The 12,382-nt window shown below is 49.2% G+C and carries 9 protein-coding genes; 4 read left to right on the top strand and 5 right to left on the bottom strand.

Annotated features, from left to right (window positions below; all coding sequences use genetic code 11):
- Positions 1 to 36 precede the first annotated feature (36 nt).
- A complete protein-coding gene (gene asnB / locus IEW09_RS04140) occupies positions 37 to 1,827 on the top strand; it encodes an asparagine synthase (glutamine-hydrolyzing) (protein WP_188552858.1) in 1,791 nt (596 codons plus the stop codon).
- 94 nt (positions 1,828 to 1,921) lie between these two features.
- Here the strand turns inward: asnB and IEW09_RS04135 are convergent, their stop codons facing one another.
- The 4 genes from IEW09_RS04135 to IEW09_RS04120 form a co-directional block, all read right to left on the bottom strand.
- On the bottom strand, positions 1,922 to 5,014 hold the full coding sequence (locus IEW09_RS04135) for a TonB-dependent receptor (RefSeq protein ID WP_188552857.1): 3,093 nt from the start codon (positions 5,012 to 5,014) through the stop codon (positions 1,922 to 1,924).
- An 82-nt stretch (positions 5,015 to 5,096) separates the two neighbouring features.
- The gene (locus tag IEW09_RS04130) at positions 5,097 to 7,061 is read right to left on the bottom strand and encodes an anti-sigma factor (RefSeq protein WP_188552856.1); all 1,965 of its coding nucleotides are present in this window, start codon (positions 7,059 to 7,061) and stop codon (positions 5,097 to 5,099) included.
- Entirely contained in the window at positions 7,048 to 7,596 is a 549-nt protein-coding gene (locus IEW09_RS04125) for an RNA polymerase sigma factor (protein WP_188552855.1), read from the bottom strand. The genes IEW09_RS04130 and IEW09_RS04125 overlap by 14 nt, the downstream gene beginning before the upstream one ends.
- Positions 7,597 to 8,111: 515 nt before the next feature.
- On the bottom strand, positions 8,112 to 8,312 hold the full coding sequence (locus IEW09_RS04120; protein ID WP_188552854.1) for a hypothetical protein: 201 nt from the start codon (positions 8,310 to 8,312) through the stop codon (positions 8,112 to 8,114).
- A 175-nt stretch (positions 8,313 to 8,487) separates the two neighbouring features.
- Between IEW09_RS04120 and IEW09_RS18860 the strand changes: the two genes are divergently transcribed.
- The 3 genes from IEW09_RS18860 to IEW09_RS04105 all read left to right on the top strand — a co-directional run bounded on the left by IEW09_RS18860 (position 8,488) and on the right by IEW09_RS04105 (position 10,883).
- Complete coding sequence (locus tag IEW09_RS18860; RefSeq protein WP_188552853.1) at positions 8,488 to 8,820, top strand: substrate-binding domain-containing protein; 333 nt, start codon at positions 8,488 to 8,490, stop codon at positions 8,818 to 8,820.
- A gap of 267 nt (positions 8,821 to 9,087) precedes the next feature.
- On the top strand, positions 9,088 to 9,609 hold the full coding sequence (locus IEW09_RS04110) for a hypothetical protein (RefSeq protein WP_188552852.1): 522 nt from the start codon (positions 9,088 to 9,090) through the stop codon (positions 9,607 to 9,609).
- Between the two features lie 2 nt (positions 9,610 to 9,611).
- Positions 9,612 to 10,883 carry a D-tagatose-bisphosphate aldolase, class II, non-catalytic subunit gene (locus tag IEW09_RS04105; protein WP_188552851.1) on the top strand — a complete coding sequence of 424 codons (1,272 nt, stop codon included), beginning with the start codon at positions 9,612 to 9,614 and terminating at the stop codon, positions 10,881 to 10,883.
- A gap of 48 nt (positions 10,884 to 10,931) precedes the next feature.
- On the opposite strand, the gene IEW09_RS04100 is transcribed toward IEW09_RS04105, so the two are convergent.
- Positions 10,932 to 12,362, bottom strand: a complete 1,431-nt coding sequence (locus tag IEW09_RS04100; protein ID WP_188553209.1) for an efflux transporter outer membrane subunit — start codon at positions 12,360 to 12,362, stop codon at positions 10,932 to 10,934.
- Positions 12,363 to 12,382 lie beyond the last annotated feature (20 nt).

The raw sequence follows: 12,382 nt of genomic DNA, 5'->3' as shown, positions 1-12,382 counted from the left end.
AAGCCGCGGTGTGTCAGAACGGGGACAAAAGAACGAATGTGCGGAATCGCCGGTTGGGTTAACTTCGGAGAGTATTTTCCGAATGAAAAGGTGCAGAGAAGCATCCTTGATTCGATGAAAGAAAGAGGTCCTGATGATGAAAGAAGATGGGTTCACCCTGAGAAAAAGGCTCTCTTACTTCATCGGCGATTGACCATTCGCGATTTGAGCGCGAATGGCGCTCAGCCAATGACTACATCTGACGGCAAGTTGACTATTATCTTCAACGGAGAAATTTATAACTCCGATGAGCTGCGCAGTTGGGCGCTTGGATACCCATTCAAGGGAACATCCGATACCGAATGCATTCTTGCGCTTTATCAAAAATTTGGACCGCAAGTGCTCACCTACCTACGCGGCATGTATGCATTTGCAATTTGGGACGAAGAAAAAAGCTCTTTGTTCGTAGCGCGAGATCCTTACGGAATCAAACCACTTTACATCGCACAGACTCGCAATGGCTTTTGGTTTGCATCGCAGGTTAAGTCGCTACTTGAAGTTCCCGAAGTCGATCTTTCTCCTGAGCCCGCCGGTCATGCTGGCTTCTTTCTTTGGGGCAGCGTTCCAGAACCTTATACCCTCTATAAAGGGATTCGTTCTTTAAGAGCGGGTCATTGCCTTTGGCTTAAAGATGGAACCGAACCCCAATTTCACCAGTTCGCCTCCGTGTCTAAGTCGTTGGCTGAGGCATTGCCTTCAGCAGAGGACGACGTGCCTATCTTCGCCCGGCTTCGTAATGCACTTCACGATAGTGTCAAAGTGCATTTCGCTTCCGACGTACCTGTTGCTGTCTTCTTGTCAGCAGGCCTGGACTCTTCCACGATTCTCGGCATAGCATCCGATGTTATGCCCTCCGAAGCGCTGAAGGCTCTCACATTGGGGTTTGACATGTATCAGAACACTCCTGGAGATGAAACCGCGGAGGCAGCTCTCATTGCAGAACATTATGGAGTTGCTCATCAAACCACAATCATCTCTAAAGAAGATTTTTCGTCTGAGGCGACTCGTTTGATTCAGGTAATGGATCAACCAACAATTGATGGGATCAACAGCTACTTTGTTGCAAAGATGGCGCGAGAGGCTGGATTTAAAGTAGCGTTTTCTGGTGTTGGGGGAGATGAGCTTTTCGGCGGCTATGGAAGTTTTCGGCAGATACCACAAGCTGTGACACTTGTACGGCGCTTTAACCTATCGCGGAGATTTGGCAGGCTGTTCAGAAGATACACGGAACGGCTTCTCGGACAGATTACATCTCCGAAATATGCGGGGATTCTTGAGTATGGGAATACCGTTGAGGATGCCTATCTTCTGCGCAGAGGGCTGTTCATGCCGTGGGAGCTTCCTCAGGTACTCGATTCCGACTTAGCGCTGGCTGGCCTGGAGGCATTGGATAATGATGCATTTGTGGCAAAAGAGTTGAGCGATATTAAAACTCTGCCTTTGTACGCGCAGGTCAGCGCTCTGGAAAGCACACGCTATCTGCGTAACCAACTGTTGAGGGATGCCGATTGGGCGGGCATGGCACATTCGGTTGAAATCCGCACTCCCCTAGTGGATTACTCTTTGCTGAAACAGCTCGCATCGCTCATCCGGTCAAACCATCCTCCCAGTAAGCTGGCTATGGCGATTACACCAAAGAGAGCATTGCCTCCACAAATCATGAACCGCAAGAAATCAGGTTTCGCAGTACCTGTCCGGGATTGGCTGGCATCATCTCTACCAGAGAAACCAGAACGTGGTTTGCGCTCCTGGGCAAAGTTTATATACAAGTCCAAGTGGATCGGTTAGAGCAACATCGTAATGCACAGATCAGCTTCTGTGCGACACCTCTTGCCGGCACAAGAATCGCATTCATGTGATTGATATTGCCATCTCCACTGAGTCAGAAGCTCAGACGAATTGCAAGCTGTACAGAACGAGCACCGCCAATCTGGAACTCTTTTTGCGGTCCGCGACCTCCCAAGCTGTTATCCAACATCGAAGTGACCTGTCCGAATGAAGCGTCTCTGGTCAGCTCTCCACTCTGAACGTCACCCAGACCGGAATTCGGATCTCCAAAAAGCGGATGATTAAATGCGTTAATGAATTCTCCTCTCCATTGGAGTCGAATACTATTCTTCAGGGGGAAGTCGCGGCGAACACCTAAATCAACCTGCCAGAAAGGAAGTCCACGGATGGAGTTTCGATGAAGTGCTCCCTGCCCTCCTCCAGTCGGTATCGTAAAAGCATCTGGATTCAGAACCATTCCACCTGGCAACGATGGCTCTCGGATATATATAGGTTGGCCCGAAGCAAGATTGGGCCGCATTGGAAACGGAAGATCGGCAACCCAATCGTTGTATGTGACATCAATCGGCATCCCACTTCTTGTCCAAGCAAAGCTGGAAATTCCCCAATGCTCAAAAACTCTTTGTGTCCATTTGCCACTCGCAATCGAGGGCACATCGTAGGTAAATGCTGTGCCTAGGCTGTTATGGAGATCGAAGTCAGAATTACCATACTCCCCCTTCAGACTGCTGGCTAATTGTGAGTTCGACGAAACAGGTATATCTTCTGAGGCATCGTCCCGGCTGTGCGACCAAGTATATGAAGCAATAACTTCCAGACCTCGAGAGAGGCGGCGCTTATATTGGACCTGGAGAGAATGGTAACTGGAGTTTGCATCGCTTCGATTGATGGATACGACTGATTGATTGATAAAGCTTGCATTTGGATCTATAAGAGACTGTTGAACAAATAGTCTCCTTCCCAAGGACCCGACATAAGCTACATCAATAAATTGGTCGGGAGTAAAAGACTGTTCAAGTCCAATATTCCATTGATATGTTTTCGGTGCCGCATAGTTTGTGCGGTAACCTTGGAAGAATTGGCCATCGAATGGAGGTTGCAACTTTGGAGTAGGAGGATAGGGCAACGTAACTGCACCTGCAGGAAAAGAAACGTTAGATGCTCCAATCTGACTTGTGTGAGGAAATGTGCTCGTATCGTACATCGAGCTCGTGTTGTTGAGTGAATAGCTGATACCAGCTCCCGCACGCAGCAGCAATTCGTGTCCTGCCTGCGAATTCAACAAATAAGTTAAGCCCATGCGAGGCGCGAAGTCGGTATAGCGAGTTGGATAGAGAGGTGATTTTCCATTCGCTAGACGAATCGTATTCGTGTCGCTAACGCTGTATAGTTGTTGTCCATCCAATGCCCGCGGTGCGGGATTCAATTCCCATCGAATCCCATAATCCATTGTCCAACGATGATTGGAGTGCCATATATCCCGAAGATAGAGCGACAGGTTGTGCTGTACAAACCGGATGTTATCTTGGGCTGCGACATAAACATAGTCTGCTATCCCGGATTGCACACTTGCTGGTGATAGATAATCCACCGATACGGCGGTGTGATTGGGCAACGTATCGGCCAATTGAGAAAGCCAATCTCCACCTATAGTGAAAGCATGATGACTTCGAGTGGTAGTTAGATTGTCCACGATATTAATTTGTCGAACGGAATTAACTGCCGGGGTCGCAACGGCGTATTCGGAATCGAGGAATGTATACACCGCACTATAGCTCTTGCTTTGCCACGCATAATTAGGTAGCAAAAGGTCCTCTGGAAGAACGGACGAATCACCTACAACGGAAAGGTAGCTTTTAGTGCTCCCAATATCTTTACCGTAGTTTGTCGCCAGATTGTTTGTTGTACGCGGACTAAGAGTCGATGTCACCCCAAATGTTGCACTCTGAGATCGGCTCTTCGAAATCGAAAGATTCCACCCAGTCCAGGTTGACGTTACCTGAGAAGGCGAATAGCTATATCGTGCAAAGAGGGCCAAATGATCTCCTTGAAAGTGATCAATCCGGAGACTGAACGCATTGGAAGATGCCGGAAGAGAGTTGCTTGCTGTATATGTGGCAGTCTGCGCGGACACATCCTCCGGACCATTAGGAAGCGGAAACACATTCAAATAAGGCTGCACGGCGGCTGGTGCTCTTTGCCGCAGTTCCAGAGCGGGAACATCTGTATTGAAGGCTGTAGGCTGAAGAGATCGCAATCCCTCGCAGACGAAGAAAAAGTAGTTGGAATTATGCTTCTCTCCATCATGAAGCCATAATGGGCCACCCAGAGTTAGGCCAAAATCATTCAGGTGCAATTGTGCTCGTGGCAGACCCGCATGATTGGTGAACCAGTCCGATGCATCCAAAGCAGAATTTCGAAAATATTCAGAAGCAGTACCATGAAACTTATTTGTCCCCGAGCGACTTGTGAGTGCAATGTGTCCTCCCGCTTGTCGCCCGAATGTGGACGGTAAATTACCGGCCTTCACTTGTATGTCCTGAATCGCATCGATCGGCAGAATATTCATCGTGGTGCCTGCAACGCCATAGCTAACATTTTGACCGAGATCCAGTTCATCACCGTCAACACCTACCGCCGTATTCATGCTCACACCATCGACGGTGAAATAATTCGCGTTCGTTGGCTGACCATCAAAACTAAACTCGCGATCATTAGAGAGAGATTGCTGTGCTGGCATTAAGACAACGCCAGGAACAAGCAGGAACAGGGACGGAAAACTTCGCCCTGGTATTGGAAGATTTTGGATAAGGTTTTGATCGACCATGGTCACTGTAGTGACAGAATTTATGGGATCTCCATATACCGTGACAACGGTGTATGGAAATTTGAGTATGAAGTGGATTCCAAGGGTGCGATGATCGCCAACTCCAAGTGTTATATGTTTGAGTTGAAATGCAGCAAACCCATCACCATATGCTTCGAGAGTATAACTCCCCGGCAGCAATTCGGGAACGACAAAATAACCATCCACGCCTGTAGCTACATGACGGCGCACCTGGTTCTTGTCACCGACGATGAAGATTTGAACAGAGCGAACTGGCCTTTCTGCAGGATCGGAGACGGTTCCCATTAGCAGCGCTGCGCGATCTTGCGCCTGAATGGTCAGACTCGCAATGACTGACACAAGAAGGAGCGCTCCTATGTGGAGAATCTGGAAGCAAAATCGCCTTTTATGATGCAAATACAGCATGACGCTATTGTCCCAATCAAGGCTGCACAAAACTACTACTCTGCATACTTTGCATGATCTGGTGTGACAGATGTTCTTCTGTTTCCAGCGAGTGCAGCAGATCCGTTAATGAAGGCGCTGCAGCTGATCCGCTGTTCTGCGGAGGTACCAGAATGTTCCACAGCATCTTATCGTTCATGTTAGACAATGTATATAGATGATCGGCTTGAGTGTGTAAACCATCAACTGGAACATTGGCCTGATTAGACAAGTTGCGAGATTGAGACGAAGTAATTAGTGACAGTTCATCATGAAGACTTACAGCCTGCTGCTCAACTACTTCGGCATGACGGCCCACGAGAGTATGCCACTGCTTGAGAGCGGCTACGCTTAGAGTATCTTGTGTATCTTCCGGGATTGCATTCATAAGCAGGTGGACTGCCGACGCATTTTCTTGTGCCTGTGAAGAGTGATCGAATGCAACAGCCATGAAATGCTGTACCGCATCGTCAAGTGTAACCCCGGTGAGGTGCCTCTGTGTTGCAAAATAGTGCCGTAAACTTGAAGTTATCGCCAGGTTATTTACAGGGATATCAACTCTCTGAGCTTCTAGCGGCTTCACGTTTGATTTCGACTGAGAGTGGTTTATCTCGGCTGCCGTCTGAATATCCAGGTAGACGTCAGGGAGGTTGAGAATCGGCCCGAGCGCGGTGAGGATCGCAGCTTTTCGAGCATCGCCTGAAACTACACCGCGAATCTTCAAAGTGTTCCCCTCACGCTCAATTTCGATCTGGTCGTTAGTTAGCGCGTCAATGCTATCCAATCGAGAGAGAGCTTCAACGAGTGTGTCGCCATTCTTTTCCACTCTCGGTTGAGATTTTGGAGCCGCCGGCTGCCCCAATAGATTATCTGGCGCGTCGGAAACGACATCCCAAAGAGATGAATTGAATTTACTTAATGGGAGAATCTGATAATCCAGTTCAGCAATCTCATATGTTTGTGTCGCTTCTTCGGTAGCTACGATAAAGTTCTCCTGAACAGGATGCCAGTCTTTTGCCCGCACAACGATTTGAATTGCGCGCAACTTGTGGTCTGCAGGTGGCCCCTCGACTTCTGAGGTAATGCGGTAGCCTTTTGCGCTTCCATCCAATGCCAACTCCTGGACTGTCTCTCTTCTATCCGGCGATGAATTACTCCACTGCGAGAAGTCAGACAATGAGATTGGAGAGCCTTCCTTAAAGTGGTTATCTCTATATATAGATCTGATTTCATGCAGAAGACGAGGCGGGCTTGAGTGATTTTCCCCATCCTTCTCGTGTCTCTGCCGATTTACATCGGAGTGAGCATTTAGGGATTGCGGCTCTTTATTTCCCGTTATGACTTGAGACCAATCTTCTGTTGATTCGCGCAACCGGAGATTTTCCACGTCGCTCCAGGTTTCAAGAACCATGCTTTCTGCTGGAGAAGACCCCGAGAGAGTTTTTTCAATCCTTACTTTCTGGTACACGACTGGATGTTGAATTGCCGCAAGATCTCGCGCCTGCATGTTTTTTGCGGTAGCAAGAATCTCTGCAATGGACATACGTGGTTTTTGGGGCGATCCCATGAAAAAGAGAACGACAACCACAACAACAATTGCTCCGATGAGCCCTATGGAAAACCATTGCAGATTGAAAAATATTCTGCGGCTTTGCTCAGGTATCAATCGAAGTTGGGCGGGATCGTTGTCCTTTTCTACAAGGCATGCAGCCAATTTTGCTTCAAACTCTTGCCATTGATTGGGCGGCGGCGAAAACTGCTCGGAATAGGCGACTCGATGAAACTCCTGAGAGCTGGAGATGGCAACTTCTATCTCTTCCAACTCGGCACAGCAGAACGTGCATTGTGAGAGGTGGTGCCGAATGGACTCCATCGCATCCGCAGGCAACTCGCCTTCTGCGAACAGCACCAGCAGATGCTCTTCTACATGAGGAATGGTGTCGTTGGTTCTATCGCTGGCCATGGCTTCCTACCTTCATCTTTGCAATCGCACGACGTACATGTGCCGCAACAGCAAACGTGCTGAGGGACATAATTTCCCCGATCTCCCGATATCCGAGACCCTCGGTCTTGAGAATCAGGACTTCGCGTTGCTGGCTTGTTAGCTTGTGCATGGCATCAGCCATGTATGCATATCGTTCTCTTTGGATGAGACTTTCCTCTGGGTTCGGAGACGAATCATAATGCGCCTCCACAAAACTATCCCAAACAGGTAGGTCCACCTCTCGTGTATATCTAGCACTCTTATGTCTGTCCAAAAGAAGATTGTGCGCAGCGTGAAATAGCCACAATTTTGGATTATCTATCTGATTGCCTTTGCGCAAATAGCGGTAGAGCCGGAGAAAGCACTCCTGGGTCAGATCCTCTGCATCTGAGGCGCTGCCGGTCCCGGCAAGGAAATACCGATACAACGGCAATCGCAGCGAAGCAAATAATTCAGATATCTCGGTCTGAAGATGGCTGTGGGCCTTCTGATTGCTTGGTTCTAACCCTGACAAAAACAGCCTCCCCATCACCCTCATCGATGTCCAGTCAGAACGAACGTTACGTTGAGACTTTATTCGAACGGCAGCTCTGCCTGTCCTCAAAGAGGAACTCTTCTGCTACACCTTCTAGCAGCGACTGAATATGCCCGCGAACATCACCATTTTATATGGAATATTTGACATGCTAATTAGGCATGATCGGGATAAGAGATTAGTCTCTAATTTATGGGTGGTACGTGATTTCTGTATTTTTTGAGGTACTTATTTCCAGACTAGATCGTCTTTGATAATTCGCGTTTACCGCAAAAACTGGCCTTGGCATTCCACACGGGCAAAATCCTCATGGGTGTTTGCCTGCCACTTCAACGAAAAGCCCAGTCCGAGTGAGTTGCAAAGTACTTGACAATGACCAGATATCGAGCCAGTGCAAGTGATAAAGATCGCAACAACCGTCAAGCTGATTTGACGGAGACGGCCAATGCAGACTTACTCGAGTAGGTGACAGGATTAAGAGCGAGGCGACGATCTCACCAATATGGATGCCAGGCACCAACGTTCGGTATCGGCGATCTGGTTTTTATTTTTTGAGCGGCAAGCCACATATCTTCGTCCATGTAGATCATGGTTATCACTTCACGCAGACGATAGGTAGTGTTTGCTCCAGGGTGATGGAATGTCCATCCGCCGGTATGCAGGCAGCGGTGAGACATCTGATTGAACTCAGACATCGCGATCTCCTTTTCGTCCGCAACTCTCAAAAGAGAATGCCCGCTTGCTGTCGCACAAGCTGCGCGATGAGGACTTTGAATCAGCGGTACGAACCACAGCTCATTTCGATTGAATACGAGTACGGTCGAAATCTCAGGCCTAAGCGCAGACGCTGGTGAACGCTCCATTGCTTACGTGATTGGTCGAATCCACTTCACAGGCATAGTTATAGTTACAGATACGGTTGCAATGGGTAGCTACCGCGGCCTGCAAGCTTGCAAAGTGTGCATTCCCCAGGATGTCTTTGTAGTCCGCTTCGACAATGCGTATTTCGTCTGGTTTCTGAATCCTCCCCTGATGACCATCAATATCTCCCGCAAAGCACTAAACTACATGACAATGGAAGCACTTTTACAACCGCGACTTCAGGCAGGACGGAGGGGATCATTCAAACTTGGAACTGACTTGATTTTGCGTGAGTCAACAGCACCCCCAAATGCGAGGAGCAGGACCATGCGATTCGATTGATCTACGAAGCGGTAACAAGTGCTTTTCTCGAAAGATGAATCGTATAAAGCAAGTGCTGCTCAACACGGAATTGAAGTTGCTAAAGGCCAGCGTCTTGGAAAAATAACGCAAGTCAGGCTCTCGTGGCAACGCAGGGATTTCTAACCTCAATGATCAGGTAGAACCCCTGCTGTTTTTGTCACCAAAACTAATTATATATATTACTATTGCTTATGTTTAATTATGTTTATTGATTTAAAGTTTTTAAAATAATGAGGGCTTACTCCCGTGGCACCCCATTCAAGATTTGTTGACCAACCAATAGACGAACAAAAAGCGCGCGGTCTCTTCTTTACAGCGCGTGAGATCGCACAGCAACCAGATATATTGGGGACAACGCTAAACATCTTTAAGCAAAATCAGAAGAACATCTGTCGCTTTTTGGAAGAACTCGGCCTGCAAGACCGATTGCAGGATCGGCCCGTCGTAATGTTGGTTGGAGTTGGGACCTCCGACTATATTGGGCACGCATTGAAACTTTTGCTGCGGCAGAAGTGGGGCTGCGAAGTGCTGACATACGCGAGCACTGAGCTGCTGCCTATTCTTGATGAATATATCGTTCCCGGGAGGAGATACCTCTGGATCTCATCTTCGAGATCCGGCGATTCGGACGCCCACAGACCGGTTGTAGATGTTATCTTTGGCCAGTTGTTGGGCCTTTATTGCTCGGTGACGCGTGGCCTGAAACCCAATTCGCCCAGTCCCAGCGGTGTCATCAGCAGAGTTGTAGAGAAGTTCAGGATCTATTAGCTATGAGTTCTCTTCTTCAGAAGCATCTCGCAAAACGCAGCCAGGGAGTTTCAAACGGCATCTATTCAGTATGTTCTGCGCACCCCTGGGTAATTCGCGCGGCAGCTGAGCAAGCCGCGGAAGATGGCTCGCTGCTGCTGATAGAAGCCACCAGTAACCAGGTCAACCAATTTGGCGGATACACAGGAATGCGGCCCGCCGATTTTCGCGGCTTTGTGCTTGAACATGTCGCTCGCGCCGGATTAGATGTAAAGTCGCTGATTTTAGGTGGAGATCATCTCGGGCCCAATCCATGGCGCAAGATGCCCGCAGAGAAGGCAATGGAACATGCGGTGGCGATGGTGACGCAATATGTACAGGCAGGGTTCACCAAAATTCACCTTGATGCGAGCATGGCCTGTGATGGCGATCCCATCCATCTCTCCGACGAAGAGGTCGCGGAACGAGCAGCCCAGCTATGCAAAGCCGCTGAAGCTGCATGTAATCCAAACAATCCCCCGGTGTACGTCATTGGAACCGAGGTTCCAGTGCCGGGAGGAGCCACCCATTCGATCGAAGACCTCGATGTAACTTCAATCTCTGCTGCTGCGCACACACTCGAAGTTCACAAACGCATCTTTGAGGCGCATGGACTTAGCGGAACCTGGCCACGAATCATTGCACTGGTCGTCCAGCCAGGAGTCGAATTCGATCACGATTCCGTAGTTGCCTACGATCGAAAGAAGGCCAAGCCGCTGGCAGATTGGCTTCGCACACAGAGAGAAGAGATCGTCTTCGAGGCACACTCGACCGACTACCAATTACCAGAAGCATATAAGGCGCTCGTAGAGGATGGTTTTGCTATTTTAAAGGTGGGTCCTGCATTAACGTTTGCCATGCGAGAAGCGCTATGCGCGCTTGAGGATATGGAATCGCAGTTAGTGTCGGAGCCACAGCACTCGCTGCTCACCCAGACAATCGAAACTATTATGCTTCGTGAACCTGGCAACTGGGAGCCTTATTACAGCGGCAGTCCAGAGGAGCAGAGGTTGCTACGACTCTATAGCTATAGCGATCGCATCCGATACTATTGGAACCATCCTGAGATCGCAGGGGCAGTGGATAAACTAATCGCCAACCTGTTCAAGATCCCAATCAGCATGAGCATGTGTAGCCGTTATCTGCCTGCACAATATGTACGGCTTCGCCGAAAAGAGATCGCTGGCGATCCTGTATCGCTGATCGTAGACCGCATTCGCGACGTGCTACGCATCTACTCCGCAGCCTGCCGTTAGCACGTACAGCAAATTCTGCATCCGTAAATCAATCGAAGAGAGATTGATTTATGGATTGGGTAATTGAGTAGTATTCCAGCCACCACCTAATGCTTTGATAAGAGCGACGCTGGCTACAAACTGCCGGGTGGTAATATCGGCGCTGGTTCGTTCATTATTCAATTGCGCCGTTTGTGCAGATAGAACTTCAAGATAGGTAGTAACTCCACCTTTATAACGCTTCGTACTGAGAAGCAATGACCGCTTCGCCGAATCGACAGCTGCAGATTCAACCGTGGCTTCTTCATTTAGGACGCGTAGTGCAACAAGATTGTCTTCTACCTCCTGAAATGCAACGAGTACAGTCTGCCGATAATTTGCCACTTGCATATCGTACGCATCGCGCGTCTGCTGGGTAATCGCATGACGGCGTCCAGCGTCGAAGAGTGTCTCAAGTGCTGAACCGCCAAGTCCCCAAAGCGCGCTGGGACCTTGAATCCAAGTGCCGGGATTAGTGGATTCAAAGCCTCCTACTCCATTAAGACTAATAGTTGGGTAGTAAGCAGAGATTGCTACACCAATCTGTGCATTGGCCGCAGCGGTACGACGCTCAGCCGCAGCGATGTCAGGCCGTCGCTCCAGCAATGCCGAAGGAACACTGGATGGTATGTCCGAGAGACGAAGACGAAGCGGCATAGCAGGCAGAGAGAAGCTGGATGCTGTAACACCGACAAGCGTTGCGATAGCATGCTCATATTGGGACCGGGCTACGGCAATATCAATAGCTTGAGCCCTCGTAGTCCTCAATTGCGTCTCAGCCTCGGCTACATCTACGTCAGTTGCTACGCCGCCTTTGAAACGAATCTTGGTGAGATTGTAGTAATCCGTATAGTCACTGACGGTTCTATCGAACAATACTTGCTGTGTATCGAGGCCTCGCATCTCAAAATAATCCGTTGCAAGTTCAGAACGAATACTGAGTTCGACATTGGCCAGATCGGCGGCACTTGCCTGCGCGTTTGCGCGAGCTTGTTCAACAGTGCGCCGTACCTGTCCCCAAAGGTCCGGCTCCCAAAGTGCCTGACCTTCTAAAGTGAAGGTGTTGTATTGATATTTGGTAACGGAGCGCTGTGTATTGGGCTGATTATAGGATTCACGAGTGCGTGAGACGGAGGGACCTGCGCTCACGGTGGGATAGTAGTTAGAGCGGGCGACACGTACCTGCTCGCGTGCCTGGAAGTATTCGTCCATAGCTGCTTTGAGCGTCTGATTGGAGATCGTGATCTTCTCCTCAAGCTGGTTCAACTGAGAGTCTTGATAGATCTCCCACCACTTGCCACGCAGAGCCGTATCCTCTGGCTGCGCCTGTTTCCAACCTCCATTAAGAGGATTTGGCGGAGATGTCACTTGGCTAAAAGCAGGAGCCATAGGGACAGAGGGGCGGTGGTAGTTAGGACCCACAGTGCATCCAGCCAATACGAAGCATAGAGACGCGAGCATGGTCGGAAAGAACGAACGTT

This window comes from Edaphobacter dinghuensis (genome assembly GCF_014640335.1).
Lineage (GTDB): Bacteria > Acidobacteriota > Terriglobia > Terriglobales > Acidobacteriaceae > Edaphobacter > Edaphobacter dinghuensis.
This window is presented reverse-complemented; position numbering and strand designations above follow the sequence as displayed.